Origin of the sequence: Halobacillus andaensis, from assembly GCF_014636475.1 — a bacterium.
In the GTDB taxonomy this organism is placed as follows: Bacteria; Bacillota; Bacilli; order Bacillales; family Halobacillaceae; genus Halobacillus_A; species Halobacillus_A andaensis.
The window spans coordinates 611,177-629,095 of sequence record NZ_BMEL01000001.1; the positions used below are offsets into that span (position 1 = coordinate 611,177).

17 protein-coding genes are annotated in these 17,919 nt (G+C 39.7%); all 17 read right to left on the reverse strand.

Annotation, left to right across the window (positions count from 1 at the left end; translation table 11 throughout):
- Window positions 1-5 precede the first annotated feature (5 nt).
- The 17 genes from IEV27_RS03195 to nupO all read right to left on the reverse strand — a co-directional run bounded on the left by IEV27_RS03195 (window position 6) and on the right by nupO (window position 17,784).
- A complete protein-coding gene (locus tag IEV27_RS03195; protein WP_188376001.1) occupies window positions 6-1,181 on the reverse strand; it encodes a glycine C-acetyltransferase in 1,176 nt (391 codons plus the stop codon).
- Window positions 1,182-1,196: 15 nt separating this feature from the next.
- On the reverse strand, window positions 1,197-2,237 hold the full coding sequence (gene tdh / locus IEV27_RS03200) for an L-threonine 3-dehydrogenase (RefSeq protein ID WP_188376002.1): 1,041 nt from the start codon (window positions 2,235-2,237) through the stop codon (window positions 1,197-1,199).
- A 178-nt stretch (window positions 2,238-2,415) separates the two neighbouring features.
- Window positions 2,416-2,676 carry a stage V sporulation protein S gene (locus IEV27_RS03205; RefSeq protein ID WP_188376003.1) on the reverse strand — a complete coding sequence of 87 codons (261 nt, stop codon included), beginning with the start codon at window positions 2,674-2,676 and terminating at the stop codon, window positions 2,416-2,418.
- A 108-nt stretch (window positions 2,677-2,784) separates the two neighbouring features.
- Complete coding sequence (gene ymdB, locus IEV27_RS03210; RefSeq protein WP_188376004.1) at window positions 2,785-3,582, reverse strand: 2',3'-cyclic-nucleotide 2'-phosphodiesterase; 798 nt, start codon at window positions 3,580-3,582, stop codon at window positions 2,785-2,787.
- Window positions 3,583-3,654: 72 nt separating this feature from the next.
- A complete protein-coding gene (rny, locus tag IEV27_RS03215; protein WP_188376005.1) occupies window positions 3,655-5,214 on the reverse strand; it encodes a ribonuclease Y in 1,560 nt (519 codons plus the stop codon).
- 264 nt (window positions 5,215-5,478) lie between these two features.
- Window positions 5,479-6,519: a recombinase RecA gene (gene recA, locus IEV27_RS03220; RefSeq protein WP_188376006.1), complete on the reverse strand. Its 1,041-nt coding sequence runs from the start codon at window positions 6,517-6,519 to the stop codon at window positions 5,479-5,481.
- Window positions 6,520-6,683: 164 nt separating this feature from the next.
- Window positions 6,684-7,913, reverse strand: a complete 1,230-nt coding sequence (locus IEV27_RS03225) for a competence/damage-inducible protein A (protein WP_188376007.1) — start codon at window positions 7,911-7,913, stop codon at window positions 6,684-6,686.
- Window positions 7,910-8,488, reverse strand: a complete 579-nt coding sequence (gene pgsA / locus IEV27_RS03230; protein WP_188376008.1) for a CDP-diacylglycerol--glycerol-3-phosphate 3-phosphatidyltransferase — start codon at window positions 8,486-8,488, stop codon at window positions 7,910-7,912. Before pgsA ends, IEV27_RS03225 begins: the two co-directional genes overlap by 4 nt.
- 99 nt (window positions 8,489-8,587) lie before the next feature.
- On the reverse strand, window positions 8,588-9,523 hold the full coding sequence (locus IEV27_RS03235; RefSeq protein ID WP_188376009.1) for a helix-turn-helix domain-containing protein: 936 nt from the start codon (window positions 9,521-9,523) through the stop codon (window positions 8,588-8,590).
- A 19-nt stretch (window positions 9,524-9,542) separates the two neighbouring features.
- The gene (locus tag IEV27_RS03240; RefSeq protein WP_188376010.1) at window positions 9,543-10,331 is read right to left on the reverse strand and encodes a DUF3388 domain-containing protein; all 789 of its coding nucleotides are present in this window, start codon (window positions 10,329-10,331) and stop codon (window positions 9,543-9,545) included.
- Between the two features lie 155 nt (window positions 10,332-10,486).
- A complete protein-coding gene (locus tag IEV27_RS03245; RefSeq protein WP_188376011.1) occupies window positions 10,487-10,747 on the reverse strand; it encodes a DUF3243 domain-containing protein in 261 nt (86 codons plus the stop codon).
- A gap of 74 nt (window positions 10,748-10,821) precedes the next feature.
- Window positions 10,822-11,538 (reverse strand): elongation factor P 5-aminopentanone reductase, encoded by a 717-nt coding sequence (gene ymfI, locus IEV27_RS03250; RefSeq protein WP_229734823.1) that lies wholly within the window; start codon window positions 11,536-11,538, stop codon window positions 10,822-10,824.
- Window positions 11,538-12,824: an EF-P 5-aminopentanol modification-associated protein YfmH gene (gene yfmH / locus IEV27_RS03255; RefSeq protein WP_188376012.1), complete on the reverse strand. Its 1,287-nt coding sequence runs from the start codon at window positions 12,822-12,824 to the stop codon at window positions 11,538-11,540. Before yfmH ends, ymfI begins: the two co-directional genes overlap by 1 nt.
- Window positions 12,824-14,110, reverse strand: coding sequence for an EF-P 5-aminopentanol modification-associated protein YfmF (gene yfmF / locus IEV27_RS03260; RefSeq protein ID WP_188376013.1), 1,287 nt, complete (start codon window positions 14,108-14,110; stop codon window positions 12,824-12,826). Before yfmF ends, yfmH begins: the two co-directional genes overlap by 1 nt.
- Before the next feature lie 141 nt (window positions 14,111-14,251).
- Entirely contained in the window at window positions 14,252-15,211 is a 960-nt protein-coding gene (locus IEV27_RS03265; protein ID WP_188376014.1) for an ABC transporter permease, read from the reverse strand.
- Entirely contained in the window at window positions 15,212-16,258 is a 1,047-nt protein-coding gene (locus IEV27_RS03270; protein WP_188376015.1) for an ABC transporter permease, read from the reverse strand. It lies immediately after the preceding gene.
- Window positions 16,258-17,784, reverse strand: a complete 1,527-nt coding sequence (gene nupO, locus IEV27_RS03275; protein ID WP_188376016.1) for an ABC transporter ATP-binding protein — start codon at window positions 17,782-17,784, stop codon at window positions 16,258-16,260. The genes IEV27_RS03270 and nupO overlap by 1 nt, the downstream gene beginning before the upstream one ends.
- Window positions 17,785-17,919 lie beyond the last annotated feature (135 nt).

Here is a 17,919-nt window from a genome sequence, read left to right on the forward strand (position 1 = left end):
ATCATTTATAAAACATTTAATTTTTTAGCGACCTTTTCAAAGGCGTGAAGGGCTTCCTGTAATTCTTCTTTTGAATGCTCCGCTGTTACAATCGTGCGAATCCTCCCCTTGCCGCGTTGCACTGTTGGGAATACGATGCCTTGAGCAAAAACCCCTTCTTCAAATAATTCATCTGAGAACTTATGAGTGAGCGCATCATCACCGATCATTACAGGTGTAATTGGTGTTTCACTAATTCCCGTATCAAATCCTAAATCTTTCAAACCTTTTTTAAAGAATTTAGTGTTCTCCCATAACTTATCAATCAATTCAGGTTCATCAAGCAGCACATCAATAGCAGCGTCATTTGCTGCCGTTACTGCAGGCGGATGAGACGTACTAAATAAGAATGGACGCCCTTTATGAATTAAATACTCTCTAAGGGTCTTTGTACTCGCGGCGTATCCACCTAACACTCCAATGGCTTTACTTAACGTTCCTACTTGAATATGAACACGGCCATCTAAGTTAAAATGATTTACCGTACCGCGGCCGTTATCTCCAAGCACACCGCTTGCATGCGCATCATCTACCATAATAAGAGCACCATATTTTTCTGCAAGCTCAACAATCTCTGGTAAAGGAGCTATATTTCCGTCCATAGAGAAGACACCATCCGTTACTACTAGACGTGTACGGTATTCTGAACTTTCTTTTAAAGCTTGCTCTAGCGATTCCATATCCACATGTTTATAGATTTTACGCGCTGCTTTGGTTAAACGAATGCCATCGATAATAGAGGCATGGTTTAATTCATCAGAAATAACGACATCTTTTTCAGTTAAAATGGAAGATAAAATGCCTTGGTTCGTTGTAAAACCTGATTGAAATACTAGAGAAGCTTCCGTATGTTTAAATTTAGCCAGCTTTTCTTCAAAATCTTCGTGCATTTTTAATGTTCCTGCAATCGTACGAACCGATCCCGTTCCAACTCCGAATTCTTTATTTGCCTGATCTGCGGCTTCTTTCATTTTAGGATGAGAAGTTAACCCTAAATAGTTATTTGAGGAAAGTTGAATTACTTCTTTTCCTTTTATTTGAACTTTTGAACCTTGAGCGGATTCTAAAGGAACTAATTCTCTATACGTCCCCTCTTGTTTCATTTCATCTAACTGTTCTTGTAAATATTCAAAGCCCTTCATATAAATCCTCCTTAATTATGGGTGTAATACGACTTTACCGCATGTACCTTTATTCATTAATTGAAATCCTTTTTCAAATTCTTCAAGTGGGAAATGGTGAGTGATTAAAGGTGACACGTCTACTTGGCCCGAGTTTAACAGGCGCGATACTTGCTGCCATGTTTCGTACATTTTTCTCCCCGTAATCCCTTGCACTTGAATCCCTTTAAATACAATGTCATTTGTGATGTCAATGGATACCGGACTGATCGGCAAACTTAAAATCGAAACACGACCTCCATTTGTGATCATTTTAAACCCCTGGTCCATTGCAACAGGATGACCGCTCATTTCACATACGACATCGACTCCATGACCATTCGTAAGTTGTTTAGCCACATCGATGGGATTTTCTTTTGCAGAATTCACAACAGTTGTTGCCCCCATTTGTTTAGCTAAGTTCAGGCGATATTCGTTTAAATCAAAGGCAAAAACTTGAGAAGCTCCCGCTGCCTTCGCTACACCGACCGCCATTAAGCCAATGGGCCCACACCCTATAACAGCTACACTTTTTCCAGCTACATCACCGTTTAATACCGTGTGCACAGCATTCCCCATAGGTTCTTGAATCGAGGCAATATCTGATGGCATTTGGTCTGGATTTCTCCAAAGGTTAGTGGCTGGTATGGCTACATACTCAGCAAAACAGCCTTGAGTATCTACGCCTATGATTTTAGTATGTTCACATATATGGTATTGCCCTGTTAAACATTGAGGACAGTGACCGCAAACAAGATGAGTTTCTGCACTTACATAGTCGCCTATTTTGAAGTTAAGCACTTTTTCCCCTACTTCTACAATTTCTCCCGAGAATTCATGACCAAAGACATAAGGAGGATGGACCCGGCTGGCAGACCAGTCGTCCCAATTGTATATATGTACATCTGTACCACAAATAGAGGTAGCCTTAACTTTAATCAGCACCTCATCATTTTGAATAGATGGAATTTCCACTTCTCGAAGTACCGCACCCGGACCTCGATGATGTTTCATAATAGCTTTCATTTTTCCGTTCACAGTGAACACCTCTTTATATAAAAAACATGATAACAACCGCATTTAATTTACATATTATCATGTTTAATAAAATACGCAACCTAGTTTGTCCACTCCACAAATACATTTGAACACAAATAAAGCCGTATCCTTGTAGTGAAAAGAATACGGCGGCTTTTTTAAAATTATAAAATTATTATTAACGAGGCTCGATAATCAGCTTAATGGCTGTACGTTCCTCCTCATCAATCATAATATCGGTAAAGGCGGGAATACATATTAGGTCTATTCCACTGGGTGCTACAAATCCTCTGGCAATGGCTACAGCTTTCACTGCCTGATTTAAAGCACCGGCTCCAATGGCTTGTATTTCTGCTGTCCCCCGTTCTCTTACTACGTTTGCCAAGGCTCCTGCTACTGAATTAGGTACGGATTTAGCTGATACTTTTAATACTTCCATTACTAGCTCCTCCTTCATTCACTATAGTTGTTCCATAACCACTATATTCTTGGAGTTGTAGAATATTCCCTTTTCATTATGCAGGAACTTTTCGCAAAATTCAAACAATCAGCTGAAGAACGGGTGATCGTCGTTAATCTGAATCCGTTTTACACTTTTTGCTTTGCCCGTTTGCTCATCTACATCTACAAGAACACCACTTAATTGTGTTCTTCCCGATTTTGGTACTTCAAAACGTACGGGCAAGTTTGTTAGGAATCGTTTCATAACGGCTTCTCGTTCCATACCGAGAATTCCATCGTACGGGCCTGTCATCCCAACATCTGTAATATAAGCTGTCCCTCCAGGGAGGATTCGGTCGTCTGATGTTTGTACGTGAGTATGGGTGCCAACGTTAACACTAAGACGGCCGTCCACGTACCAGCCCATCGCTTGTTTTTCACTCGTCGCTTCTGCATGAAAATCTAAAAATACGATCGGCGTTCTTTTTTTAGCTACTTTAATGAGTTCATCAATTTTACGAAAAGGGTCATCGTTTGGCGTTAAAAAAGTACGTCCCTGTAAATTAATGACGGCTACTTCAGCTTTTGGTGTCTTAATAAACGTTAACCCCTTGCCAGGAGTGCCTTCAGGAAAGTTAGCAGGACGTACCATATACTCTGCCTCATCAATAAAATCAAAGATTTCTTTTTTATCCCAGGCATGATTACCTAACGTTACAGCTTGAGCACCACATTCTAAAAACCTGCGATAAATTTTTTCTGTAATCCCTTTACCGGCTGCTGCATTTTCTCCATTGATAATGGTCACCGTTGGCTGGTATTTTTGCTTAAGCTTTGGTAAATACTCTTCGACCATGTCACGACCTGGTGAGCCTACAACATCTCCAATAAACATTATCTTCATAGTATGTTCTCCTTTGTTAGTAGCATTAAAAATGAAAATGAAGCGGCCAATTTAATTTGACCGCTCCATCTCTTATTTCGCATATTCCACTGAACGTGTTTCACGAATAACCGTAACTTTAATGTGACCTGGATAATCAAGTTCATCTTCAATCCGATTTCGAATATCTCGCGCTAGACTCGTAGCGGTAAGGTCATCAATTTCATCCGGGCGAACCATAATTCGAACTTCACGTCCTGCTTGGATCGCAAAGGACTTTTCAACTCCATCATAGGATTCAGAAATTTCTTCAAGTTTTTCAAGACGTTTAATGTAATTTTCTAACGTCTCGCTTCGCGCTCCTGGTCGAGCAGCAGATAACGCATCAGCAGCTGCTACAAGTACAGCAATTACGGAAGTAGGTTCCTCGTCTCCGTGGTGAGAAGCGATGGCGTTTATGACGACTTCGTTCTCTTTGTACTTCGTAGCCAGTTCTTTCCCAATCTCCACGTGACTGCCTTCCACTTCGTGGTCAATGGCTTTACCAATATCGTGAAGAAGTCCTGCTCTGCGAGCGAGCGTTTCATCTTCTCCTAATTCTGCAGCCAATAACCCGGATAAATAGGCAACTTCTGTCGAATGCTTTAAGACGTTCTGACCGTAGCTTGTACGATATTTTAATCGTCCTAGAATCTTCACAAGGTCTGGATGCAGGTTGTGGACACCAATTTCAAAAGTGGTTTCCTCCCCAACTTCCCGAATGTAATCATCGACTTCACGTCTTGATTTATCGACCATTTCCTCAATTCTAGCAGGGTGAATACGGCCATCCTGAACAAGTTTCTCTAAAGCCATTCGAGCTGTCTCTCGTCGAATTGGGTCAAACCCAGATAAAATAACTGCTTCTGGGGTATCATCAATTATTAGATCGATACCAGTTAACGTTTCTAACGTACGGATATTACGTCCTTCACGTCCGATGATACGGCCTTTCATTTCATCGTTAGGCAAGTTGACCACAGAAACTGTAGTCTCTGCCACGTGATCAGCAGCACAACGTTGAAGGGCAAGTGAAAGAATGTTCTTGGCTTTCTTATCCGCTTCCTCTTTGGCACGATTTTCAGCTTCTTTAATCATTAGAGCTGATTCATGAGATACTTCTTGTTCGACTCGTTCAAGAATTACTTGTTTAGCCTGGTCAGCAGTTAAGCCGGAGATGCGTTCAAGTTCAGTTTGTTGCTCTTGAAGCATAGCTTCCACTTTGCTTTCCATTTCTTCAATTTGTTGTTGTCTTTCGGCAAGAGTCCCCTCTTTCTTTTCGAGTGATAAATCACGTTGATCTAGTGTTCCACTCTTACGATCAAGATTCTCTTCTTTCTGTGTTAGACGGTTTTCGGTTTTCTGCAGTTCCATGCGGCGTTCGCGAATATCATTTTCAGCTTCTTGACGGAATTTCTGATTTTCTTCCTTCGCTTCAAGTAGCGCTTCTTTTTTTGCAGATTCGGCATTGCGACGGCCTTCTTCTACAATTTGCTTCGCAAGTTCTTCAGCACTAGATATTTTCGCTTCCGCAATAGATTTCCGAATGAGATAACCAACAACAGAACCGACGATAAGGGCAAGCAAAATGAAGATGATGGATAACATATCCATAGTTTCACCTCCTCTTGCTATAAACTTGGTCCGTTTGTCGGCGTGTACAAACGATTCATTTTCAGTTTCATTTCATTTAGGTAAAAAGGTATAAATATGAAAATGATACACATTCATTTTATGCTTGCAGAATGGTAATGTCAAGGAAACCTCGCAACCTAAAACCTGTTTCATTTCAAAATTTCAAAAAAGTTGCTCAATTCCAACAAAAAAAGCAGCGACATCTAATAGATTTTCAGAGGTCGCTGCTTTATTTCCTTCTATTTAGACGTCCAATGATTCTTGGCTGTCTGCTTTACTTTCTTTGTGTAAAGGGACGTCATCCATACCGTAATGCTCACGAACAGTAGCCTTAATCTCTTGGTAAACTTCCTCATTTTCTTTTAAGAACTGCTTGGCATTTTCACGGCCTTGTCCCATACGGTCATTATTATAGGAATACCATGAACCGCTTTTTTGTACTAAATCCAGATCAGAGGCAATATCAAGAAGTTCTCCTTCACGGGAAATTCCTTCCCCGTACATAATATCCACTTCAGCTTGCTTAAATGGAGGAGCTACCTTGTTTTTAACAACTTTTAACCTTGTTTTGTTACCAACCATTTCATTTCCTTGTTTAAGAGTTTCCGCACGACGAACTTCTAGTCTAACAGAAGAATAGAATTTTAATGCGCGTCCACCTGGAGTAGTTTCAGGATTACCGAACATGACTCCGACTTTTTCACGAATTTGGTTAATAAAGATCGCTGTAGTCTTCGACTTATTAATAGCACCCGATAGCTTTCTTAATGCTTGAGACATTAAACGAGCCTGCAAACCTACGTGGGCGTCTCCCATTTCCCCTTCGATTTCAGCCTTTGGTACTAAAGCTGCTACAGAGTCAATTACGACCATGTCTACAGCGCCGCTTCGTACTAACGCTTCGGCTATTTCTAATGCCTGTTCACCAGTATCAGGCTGGGATAGTAAAAGCTCTTCAATGTTTACTCCTAACGCACGAGCGTAAACTGGATCAAGAGCATGTTCTGCATCAATAAATGCCGCTTGTCCACCTTGTCTTTGAGCTTCTGCAATAGCATGCAGCGCTACAGTTGTTTTACCAGAAGATTCCGGTCCATATATTTCTACAATTCTTCCGCGAGGATATCCACCCACACCTAAAGCTACATCAAGAGCGAGCGACCCACTTGAGACAGTGTTTATCTTCTGTTCCGCCTGTTCCCCAAGTTTCATAATGGATCCTTTTCCGAACTGTTTTTCAATTTGTCTTAAAGCCATATCTAACGCTTGCTTACGATCACTCATAATATTCCCCTTTCAAAATTGCTATCCCTATCATAACTCGTTTTTTATGTTTTGCCAACTAAAAAGCGAATAAATGTTCCCTTTTTTTAAAAACATCCACTCCCGTCAAAATATAAGTTTATATAGGGGAAAATTTGATTTTTTAATCATTTATACAAGAAAAATTATAAATTTAATTTATGAAATAATAATTCAAAACCTTTGGTAACGGTTCGTTGGCGAATTTTATCACGGCTTCCATCAAAGTAACACTGAATAACTTCAGCAGGAGCATCATTCGCCTTTATTCCAATATAAACAAGCCCTGGTTCATGACCTTCACTCGAAGAAGGACCTGCTACTCCTGTGAAGCTAATAGAAATATCGACATGCAACAGTTTTTGTGCTTGAATCGCCATTTCCTCTGCACACTCGGAACTTATTGTTCCATGCCTTGTAATAATTTCTTCTGGAACTTGGATCACACGCTGCTTGGCGTCAGGCGTATATGCGACTAACCCGCCTTGACATATAGATGAAGCACCTGTTAAACGAATAACCCGTTCAATAAATTTCCCACCCGTTAAGCTTTCTGCTGAGCCAATGGTTAGTGATTTTTGTACTAATAAGTCTTGAACCGCTTCTTCAATAGTGATGCTGTCACTGCCAAAATAATAATGACCTACCCGTTCCAAAATAGAAGTTTTCATATTCGCTATTTTACGTTCTGGATGCTTACCTGAAGCCGTTAAACGAATCGCGACATCTCCTTCTCCAGCTAAAGGAGCGATGGTAGGATTGGTTTGCTGAGCAATTAAATCTTTAAGTTTTTCCTCTAAAGTAGACTCTCCTATCCCAATAAAGCGAAGCATTTCTGACTTAATCTTTGTTTCTAACTGATACTTTTCAGTTAAATATGTGAAAACAAAGTCATTCATCAAGCTTTTCATTTCTGCTGGGACACCAGGCAGAAAAATAAACGTAGCGTCATTCGCTTCTACAATTTGACCTGGCGCCATACCTTCACTATTCTCTAATACCTTCGCCTTCTTTAACACATGGGATTGTTTGCGATTATTCTCCGTCATCTGATGATCATTTTTCTTATAGAAATGAGCAATTTTGTTCATGGTTGGCTCATGCTCGATTAATTCATCTTGCAATACCTCGCAAGCCGCTTCCCGTGTTAAATCATCTTCTGTAGGACCAAGCCCTCCTGTAACGATAACAACGTCGGAGCGCTGCTTGGCTTGTTCAAATGACTCTACTACTCTCGTGAGATTATCGCCCACAACGCTGTGATGATAAATGTTGGCTCCATAATGAGCTAATTCTCTAGAAATCCACTGAGCATTTGTATTTGCGATCTGGCCTAGTAATAGTTCTGTTCCGACAGCAATTACTTCCATTCTCATTTTGAATCTCTCATGACATGCCAGTTTTTAGCGAAATAATCGTATCCCGAATACACCGTAATGATTAATGCAGCATATAAGCTAATTAGTCCTAATGGAAAGCCAACATACGCAAATGGCCAGTTATGCAAAAGAAGGAGTGAAATGGCAATAATTTGAATCCATGTCTTTAGTTTCCCCATTTGACTGGCAGCAAGAACACTGCCTTCACCAGCCGCCACTAAACGAAGCCCTGTAACGGCAAATTCTCTGCTTATAATTAAGATAACAATCCATGCTGGAGCTAAACCAATTTCAACGAGTAAAATCAGCGCAGCACTAACAAGTAATTTGTCTGCTAAAGGATCAAGGAACTTTCCTAAGTTTGTCACAAGGTTATATTTTCTAGCAATATACCCATCAATCCAGTCTGTGGTGGAAGCTATAATAAACAAGAGCGCTCCTGCTAAATGCGCCACAGGAAGTTCACGCTCTCCCATTTGGATTTCTCCCCAATTAAAGGGAACACTCATTAAAATAATAAATACAGGGATTAAAAAAATTCTTGATAACGTAATTTTGTTAGGTAAATTCATTCTTAGACACCCTCCTTAAAATAAAACATAAAGCTGCCCCTCATAAAAGAAGTGGTTGTGCTTCTTTCACTTCAAGGACAGCTTCGTTTTTAACTCAGATTACTCAAACCTTATTAATAACTTTTGTGTAAGGTTGTCAGCTGGAAATTCGATTTCTTCATCATTTACTTTCACTGTAATCCCAGGGACTGATCCTGTTTTTATGTAGACTTCATCAAATTCACTAAGGTCCACATTAAGGTCTTCATCATCTGCGCTATAATTCCTTGCGTCCGCCAGACTTTCTCCACCTTTAGGTGCATTGACTTCTACATACGTTTCCCCATCGAATTCGATTGTTAATTCTCTCTCGCCGGCGTTAGAAATTTCATAAATATGTTCTGGGAATCCCCCTGAACCTGTTTCCTCAAGGGAAACGTCCATCTCTTCTTCTTCCTCTTCTTCAGCGTCGTCTTCTGAATTAGCTTCTTCTTCAGACCCTGATTCATTACTTTCTTCTTCGTCCCCTTCTCCTTCACCAGAATCAGATTCGTTACCAGCGGAATCTTGATCATCGCTTTCGTCTTCATCATCCGGTGGATTAGAAACGTTCACCTGGTCTTCACTGCTTTCCTCTTCATTAGCGCTATCATTAGGGTTTGACACTTGTAAAATAAAATACCAGGCGACAAAAAGTAAACCTACGATGAGAACAACGGTTAAAATAGTTGGGAAGGCTTTAGACATTCCGCCTCCCATAGCTGGACGGTTCTCGCTTTTTGATTTTTGAACACGACTATACGTGATCACTTGTTCTTCTTCATTTGAAGGAAGTTCGCTTTTATGCTCTTCCATTACTTGTTCGGGGTCTAACCCAACAGCGGAAGCATACTCCCTGATAAAGGCTCTTGTATAAAACTTGCCTGGAAGCACATCAAACTCATTTTTTTCAATGGCTTGAAGATATCTTTTTTGTATCTTTGTCGTACGCTGCACTTCTTCAAGCGTTAAACCTTTTTCCTCTCTCGCTTCTCTTAGGCGTGAGCCTATTTCCATAACTAACACCTTCCATTATTTAAAAATCAAACATTGAAAATCCATCATTTGTTTTCGCCTCTTTTTCTACGGTTTCATAAGTAATTTCTTCGTCATCATTATTACGAAGTTCGATAATATAATCGAAATCACTCATTTTATATTCCGTTTCTTGTACGAAAATATCAGGATGCTCAATCACTTTTGTCGCCGGAAGACGCATAACTTCCCGTACTAATTGCCAGTGCCTCTCACTAGCTCTTCTAGCAGAAACAATTCCGTCTATAATATACAAATAGTCTTCATTGTATTCTTCATCAATTAATTGATTACGAACCGTTTGCTTTAATAAAGTACTTGATACGAACAACCAGCGCTTATTAGCACATACGCTTGCCGCTACAATTGATTCTGTTTTACCGACACGCGGCATTCCACGAATACCAATGAGCTTGTGCCCCTCTTTCATAAACAGCTCAGCCATAAAATCAACGAGCACCCCTAGGTCTTCGCGGTTAAAACGAAACGTTTTTTTATCATCAATATCACTATGTATGTAACGTCCATGTCTAACAGCTAATCGGTCTCTTAACTTCGGTCTGCGTAATTTAGTAATTTTAATCGTATCCATTGTATTTAAAATAGAGCGCAATCGCATAATTTGTTCTTCGCTTTTACAAAGCAAGAGCATCCCTCTGTGGGAGTTCTCTACACCATTTATCGTTACGATATTAATGGACATCATCCCCAATAAAGATGATATATCCCCAAGGAGGCCCGGCCGATTGTACTGGATCTCATATTCTAAATACCATTCTTTTTTTTCCATGATCCATCTCCTCTGGAAAATGTCGAAGTTTGTAAAAAAAATAGCTTGAATTTGTCCCTTTTTATATCATAAATGATTTTACCCTAATAAGAAAGACTACAAACAGATTTAGTAAAAAAACCGTACAGGAAAACCCCGTACGGTTTTAAGTACTTTTATGATTGTGTCCCTTCGCTTTGTACAAGTTTCACCATCATGTTAGCTATTGCGTGTTGTTCTTTTTCATCTGCCACATTCCACAGTTCGCGAAGAACAGCCTCTTGGTCATTCTTAGCTTCCACCTCAGTAGCTAAATAGCCACCAATTTCGTAAGCTAATTCTGAAACAGATTGGTCGTCCATTCCTTGTCCTTCCGCTTGATGTAAACGGTCACCCAAGAAATCTTTCCATGACTCAAAGTTGTCAAGTACAGACATTTCGTGTACCTCCTCAAGATGATTTTTCATCATTAGTATGAGGCAGGAGGATTGATATTATGCATCAATACTTTTTAAAACCATCCCCCGTTTATACGTAACGTATGACCTGTAATGTAACTCGAATGTTGTTTCAATAAAAATATGACCCCGTTGGCCACTTCACTGCTGGTACCGGCACGTCCTAACGGAATTTCGTTGTAAATATTCAGTTGATCTTCTTCTGAAAGCTGAGCGTTCATTTTTGTTGAGATGAATCCAGGGGTTACGGCATTCACTCGAATATTACTTGGGGCAAGCTCTTTAGCCAACGCCTTAACATAGCTGATTTGGGCTCCTTTTACAGAACTGTATATTGCTTCAGTACTAGCACCTTCCTCTCCCCACACGGAAGAGATAACAACAATATTACCTTGCTGGTTTCTAACCATGGAAGGAATTAAAGCTTGAGAAATCATCCATAGAGCTTTGACGTGAATGTGGTAATAATGATCCATTTCTTCAAAACTAACATCCTGTATAAGCTTCGCCGAATGATTTCCGGGTGCAAATACAAGCATATCCCACTCTTTAGGCATAGATGCTAAAAAACGTTCAATCCCTTCAGGGGTGGATAAGTCTCCGAAAAAAGCTCCCTCCCATTGACCTTCAGGGACTTCTAATTTCAGTTCATGCACCACGGAATTATTCGTATGGTAATGAACCCCAACGTTCATCCCTGCTTCTGCCATTGATTTAGCAATTTGAGAACCAATTTCACCGCTTCCACCAATAATTAAACCCTTTTTCATTATTCTTGAGGCAGCACTTTGAACACTGAGATGCGGTCTTCTTTAATCCAATGTTCAACATATTGATCAGCATCTTCGGTCGTTAACGACTCGATGACCGGCAAAACATTAAACAAGTCGACTCCTAAAGTGTGATAATGGGTGAACTGATTAGCAATAAACTCTAACGAATTTAGAGCACGCATAAACTGACCAATTTTTTTACGCTTCATACGAGTGAAATCTTCTTCTGAAATTCTCTTTTCGCGTAAACTATGCAGCATTTTTTTTACTCGTTCAGCTAATTCATCAGGCTTTCTTGTGTCCCCTCCTAAGATGGTGAACCCAAATTGACGATCAAGTTCGGTCTCAAATTGGAAGCTGTCATCAATTAAGTCGTCTTTATATAACTCTTCATAAAATTCCCCACTTCTTGAGAAGTAAAAGTCTAAAATCATTCCTGATAGTAATTCAGCACGCAGCAACTCTTCGCCATTTAATGAGGAGACGTCTTCTTTCACCCCAACCATTGTTTTAGCCGTGGTGACTGGCATTTTAATAGAGTCTTCTGATTTTGCAACAGATGGAGATTCTTCGGGATAGAAGCGCTCAATTTCAGGCATTTCTTTAAAATCTTTTTTTGCTTGATTGGAGCGGATTTGTTCCATCATTTCTTCAGGCTGAATGTTTCCAGCGACAAACAATACCATGTTAGATGGATGGTAAAACGTTTCATAACAAGTGTATAGGTCATCTTTTGTTATTTCCTGAATGGAATCAACCGTACCAGCTATGTCAACTTTAACTGGATGTTTTTCATACATACTTTGAATCGTTCCAAAAAATGATCTCCAGTCTGGCTGATCGTCATACATTCTAATTTCTTGTGCGATGATGCCTTTTTCTTTATCTACAGATTCTTTAGAGAAATATGGATCTTGTACGAAGTCTAATAAGGTATCAACATTTTTCTCGATTTGACTCGTAGCAGAAAACAAATAAGCTGTTTTCGTAAAAGAAGTAAATGCATTCGCTGAAGCACCTAATTTCGTGAAGTCTTGAAAAACATCACGATCTTCTTTCTCAAACAATTTGTGCTCTAGAAAATGAGCAATCCCCTCTGGCACTGTTACTTTTTCATTTTTCCCAATCGGTGTAAACGTTTGATCGATTGATCCGTAATTCGTTGTAAATATTCCGTATGTTTTAGCCATTTCAGGTTTAGAAAGTAAAAATACTTTTAACCCATTCTCCATGGTTTCCTGAAAAACTGATTCATTTAGCTGTTTATAAACGAGTTCTTCCATTATTCTTCCCCTCCCTTTTGACTTGTTAAGAAATAGATGGTGTCGAGTTCAATTTTATTAGCTACTTTAACGACATCCTCTTTCTTCACTTTACGAACATTTTCGATGATTTCCTTTGCCGGAATGGAAACACCGGACAGCGTTTGATGATACAGGACTTCAATTAATCCATTCGCATGATCCATCGTTTCCTGTAATTGATTTACGACTTGCTCTGAAGATTCACTTACTTGATCTGAAGTGAAATCGCCTGACTTCATGGCTTCCATTTGTTCAATAATAATACTCTTTGCTTGTTCATAATCTTTAGGGTCTACTCCACTAAATACGAGCAGTAAACCTTTATGGCTTTCAAACCTTGAGGCCGCATAATAAGCTAAGCTGTGTTTTTCTCGCACATTCATAAATAATTTAGAACTAGGAAAACCTCCAAAGATCCCATTAAACACCTGTAGAGCAAAATAATCATCATCGCCAAATTTAATGTTCGTACGATATCCAATATGAAGCTTTCCTTGATTCACATCTTCTCTTTCAATGACTTCATTAATCTCGCGCTTTTCACTGGCTAGCGATTCCTGATGAGCGTCGTTATTCGCGCTGGCTGAACGTGAAAAATATTTGTCAGCTAATTTTTCAATTTCGGCTTCATCTACGTCTCCAATAATGTATAGATCCAGTAAGTCACGATTAATCATTGCTTTGTAGTATTCATATAATGATTTCGCGTTTATTTTTTCAAAGTCCTCTAAGTAACCATGCACGTGAAGAGCGTACGGTTCATTATCACACATATGATCAATCAACCTCATGTTGGCATAACTCATTCGATCATCTTTTATGGATTTGATCTTTTGTTCTAGCGTTTGCTTTTCCCGATTCACAATCGTTTCATCGAATCCTCCTTGCTCTACTTTCGGATCAAATAAAACATCACTGAAGATTTGCATCGCTTTTTCTAAAATAGGTTCGTGATCGTTTAAGTAGGCTTCATTCACAACTTCCATTCTAAACGAAAGGACATGGTTCTCTCCTTTTTTCGTTCCGTCGCTGGAAAAGCCTGTGCCATACAAGTTTTCGAGAGCTGATTGTAATGCTCTGACATTAGGATGGCTGCTAGTCGCTTTTTGCAACACATGGGGCAGCAAGGCTCTCTCAGTAATCCCTTCTCTTTGTAAAGGGGCTTTTAACTTAGCCACAATGGAAACTGTTTTATATTTTTTGCTAGGCAGTATATGTAATCTGTACCCTTGTTTATCGTGAACCGATTCTTTTGATATTTTCATTAGAATCCTCCTCCATTTTTGTCTATTATTATAAGCAGTTATTCGCTTATTCATCCCTGTTCAACTAATTATTATGCTACGGTAAATGAATAAAAAAGTAAAAAAATAAAGCCCGGCACTTTTGTACCGGACTAAATTTAATTATCGATTTCCTTTAACATACGCTTCACCTAAAGATTTAGGGGCTTCAGCTCTCCCTATAAATCCTGCTAATGCAAGGATGGTTAATACATAAGGTGCAATTAAAAGGAATACTTGCGGGACCTCAGCTAACAGTGGGATACCGGAGCTTACCACGCTTAAGCTTTGAGCGAATCCAAAGAAAATAGCTGCACCCATTGCTCCCAGTGGATGCCATTTACCGAAAATAACAGCAGCCAAAGCCATAAAACCTTGTCCTACAATTGTTGACTGCGAGAAATTCATCGCAATGGTAAGTGCAAATACTGCACCTCCCAGACCTCCAAAAGCACCTGAAAGCATAACGGCAACGTACCTCATACCATACACGTTGATACCGTTTGTATCTGCAGCCATTGGGTGTTCACCGACGGAACGTAAGCGTAAACCAAACGGTGTTTTAAATAATACAAACCAAACGACAAACGCCAGAATAATGGCGAAGTATGAAGTAATATACATATTTGAGAAAAATAATCCGCCTATGATTGGTATATCACTTAATAACCAAACGTCTTTCGTATAAAAAGGACGAGATACCATATCTGTCTGCCCTTTATCATACCATTGCTTCGTTAAAAATACTCCAATGCCTAAAGCTAAAAAGTTAATCGCTACACCGCTGACTACTTGATCCGCTCGAAATGTAATCGAAGCGACAGCATGAGTTAAAGCGAAAATTGCAGAAATCACCATAGCAGCTAAGATAGACAACCACGGGGTGGCTGAACCAAAAGTATCCGCGAACGTGAGGTTGAACACAATTCCAACAAACGCACCCATGACCATAAGTCCTTCTAAACCAATATTGATGATACCTGAACGTTCACTCATTACCCCGCCGAGCGCAGTAAAGATAAGAGGGGCCGCAAAGAATAATGCCTGCGGAATGATCGATTGTAAAATATCAATGATATTCATTTATTTCCCCTCCTTCTTAAAACGAAGAATAACCCAGCGAATCATGTAACTTGAAGCAACGAAGAAAATAATAAGTGCGATAACGATCTCGACTAGTTCAGTAGGAACTCCTGCTACGGTCGGCATATTCAATGCTCCAATTTTCAGCGTACCAAATAGGAATGCAGCTAATACTACGCCTAATGCTGTGTTTGCTCCTAATAGAGCGACCGCAATACCTTCAAAGCCTATATTGGTAAATCCTGATTTCGTCGCAAGATACCCATATGTACCCAGCCCTTCCATCGCTCCGGCTAACCCAGCAAAAGCGCCAGAAATCATCATGGCGAGAACAATGTTTTTACCTACACTCATTCCCGCATAGTTTGAAGCGTGAGGATTATAGCCCACTGATCGCAACTCAAAACCTCTAGTAGTTTTATTGAGAATAAACCACATGATTAATGCCATTAAGAAGGCAATTAAAATACCATAGTGCATTCTTGAATAGAACGTCATTTCTGCAATCCACTCAGAAGCGAGTGAAGCAGATCCGGCAATTCTCTCCGTTTGATCTTCACCTTCTGTAATCACATGACGCACAATAGCATTTGTAGAATAGAGAGCTATGTAGTTCATCATAATCGTGACGATAACTTCATGAACCCCTAACTTTGCTTTTAGGATGCCTGGTATGAATCCCCAGAAAGCACCAGCAGCAGCGGCTGCTAAAATAGCAAGAGGCAAGTGAATAACCATAGGTAATTCAAAAGCTACCCCCACCCATACAGAAGCTAACCAGCCCACAAATACTTGCCCTTCTACACCAATGTTAAGTAAACCAGTGCGTAGTGCAAATGCTACAGCTAACCCAGATAATATATAAGGCGTAACCATACGTACAGTTTCACCAAAAAAATAACTATCTCCAAACGCGCCTTCCCATAAAGCTCCATAGCCTAAAACTGGATTGTACCCAAACACAACCATAATAATGGCACCGACAAGCAGGCCGAGGAAAACAGAAATGATAGGAATTAATATATTGATCGTACGATTCGTGAACATTACTCAGCACCTGCTTTCTCGGTCGTATTCCCAGCCATTAATAACCCGAGCTCTTGTTCATTTGTCTCTTCCGGCTTCACTTCTGCGATTACTTGACCGTCAAACATAACTGCAATACGATCACTCAAGTTTAAAATTTCATCGAGTTCGAAAGATAGAAGCAGAACAGCTCTTCCTTTATCTCTTTCTTCAATTAATTTTTTATGGATAAATTCGATTGCGCCCACATCTAATCCACGAGTAGGCTGAGCCGCAATTATTAAATCAGGAGAACGGTCAATCTCTCGGCCGATAATCGCTTTTTGCTGGTTTCCACCTGAAAGAGCTCGTGCTTTTGTCATTTCATTCGGCGTACGCACATCATATTCCTTGATGAGAGATTTTGCTTTTTCATAGATTTTTTTAAAATTCATAACCCCTTTTTTCGAGAAGGGTTTTTGATAGTACGTCTGAAGAACCATATTATCTCCAACTGGAAAATCAAGAACTAAACCATACTTATGACGGTCTTGGGGGATGTGAGATATACCGGCTTGTGTAACTTTACGAGTTGATAAATTACTAATTACTTTATCATGCAAAGAAATTGTACCTGATTCTGATTTTCTCAGTCCTGTAATCGCTTCAATTAATTCAGATTGGCCATTACCATCAATGCCGGCAATACCCACGATTTCACCGGCACGAACTTCTAGGTTCAAGCCTTTAACCATGTGGACATTCCTAACATCCTTTACATAAAGATCCTTTATCGATAAATACGTATCCTTCGGTTCAGCTGGTTTTTTTTCCGTTTTAAAACTGACTTCTCTCCCTACCATTAAAGAAGCAAGTTCATTAGGATTGGTCTGGCTGACATCTACGGTACCAATCCCTTCCCCTTTACGGATAACAGTACATCGATCACAAACTTCCATAATCTCTTTAAGTTTGTGTGTGATCAGTATGATTGATTTTCCTTCTTTAACAAGACTCTGCATAATAACGATAAGCTCTTTTATTTCTTGGGGGGTCAGCACAGCTGTAGGCTCATCAAATATTAATATATCAGCACCTCTATATAAGGTTTTTAAGATTTCTACACGTTGCTGCATTCCCACTGATATATCACGCACTTTTGCTTTTGGATCAACATTTAATCCATACCTTTTTGATAGCTCCAACACTTCTTTTTCTGCTTTCTTTATATCAACAGTAGCTCCTTTCTTAGGTTCGCTGCCAAGAACGATATTCTCAGTTACAGAAAACGTATCAACAAGCATAAAGTGTTGGTGCACCATTCCAATCCCTAATCGATTGGCAACGTTAGGATCAGATATATTGACTTTCTCGCCTCGAACTCTAATTTCACCTTTTTCCGGCTGATAAAGGCCGAATAACACGTTCATTAAGGTCGATTTACCCGCTCCATTTTCACCTAGTAAGGCATGAATTTCGCCTTGCTTAACTTGTAAATTAATATTGTTATTAGCAACGATTCCGGGGAACTCTTTTCGGATATTCAACATTTCGATTACGTAATCCATTTTTCCCATACACCCCTTTATATACGACCTTCGTCTCCTCATATTGCCCTAAAAAATCACCAAATGAAGAGGTCCGGAAAAGTTCTCTTCATTTGATGATTTTCATAGATACATAGGACTACTAAGCCCTATGTA

Coding starts and splice junctions, on each gene's coding strand:
- nupO (WP_188376016.1), bottom strand. CDS start 17,784: ATGGATTACGTAATCGAAATGTTGAATATCCGAAAAGAGTTCCCCGGA.
- IEV27_RS03195 (WP_188376001.1), bottom strand. CDS start 1,181: ATGAAGGGCTTTGAATATTTACAAGAACAGTTAGATGAAATGAAACAA.
- IEV27_RS03205 (WP_188376003.1), bottom strand. CDS start 2,676: ATGGAAGTATTAAAAGTATCAGCTAAATCCGTACCTAATTCAGTAGCA.
- yfmH (WP_188376012.1), bottom strand. CDS start 12,824: ATGGAAGAACTCGTTTATAAACAGCTAAATGAATCAGTTTTTCAGGAA.
- IEV27_RS03270 (WP_188376015.1), bottom strand. CDS start 16,258: ATGTTCACGAATCGTACGATCAATATATTAATTCCTATCATTTCTGTT.
- ymfI (WP_229734823.1), bottom strand. CDS start 11,538: ATGAAAAAGGGTTTAATTATTGGTGGAAGCGGTGAAATTGGTTCTCAA.
- yfmF (WP_188376013.1), bottom strand. CDS start 14,110: ATGAAAATATCAAAAGAATCGGTTCACGATAAACAAGGGTACAGATTA.
- ymdB (WP_188376004.1), bottom strand. CDS start 3,582: ATGAAGATAATGTTTATTGGAGATGTTGTAGGCTCACCAGGTCGTGAC.
- IEV27_RS03235 (WP_188376009.1), bottom strand. CDS start 9,523: ATGGAAATAGGCTCACGCCTAAGAGAAGCGAGAGAGGAAAAAGGTTTA.
- recA (WP_188376006.1), bottom strand. CDS start 6,519: ATGAGTGATCGTAAGCAAGCGTTAGATATGGCTTTAAGACAAATTGAA.
- IEV27_RS03225 (WP_188376007.1), bottom strand. CDS start 7,913: ATGAGAATGGAAGTAATTGCTGTCGGAACAGAACTATTACTAGGCCAG.
- IEV27_RS03245 (WP_188376011.1), bottom strand. CDS start 10,747: ATGTCTGTACTTGACAACTTTGAGTCATGGAAAGATTTCTTGGGTGAC.
- rny (WP_188376005.1), bottom strand. CDS start 5,214: ATGGATATGTTATCCATCATCTTCATTTTGCTTGCCCTTATCGTCGGT.
- pgsA (WP_188376008.1), bottom strand. CDS start 8,488: ATGAATTTACCTAACAAAATTACGTTATCAAGAATTTTTTTAATCCCT.
- IEV27_RS03265 (WP_188376014.1), bottom strand. CDS start 15,211: ATGAATATCATTGATATTTTACAATCGATCATTCCGCAGGCATTATTC.
- IEV27_RS03240 (WP_188376010.1), bottom strand. CDS start 10,331: ATGGAAAAAAAAGAATGGTATTTAGAATATGAGATCCAGTACAATCGG.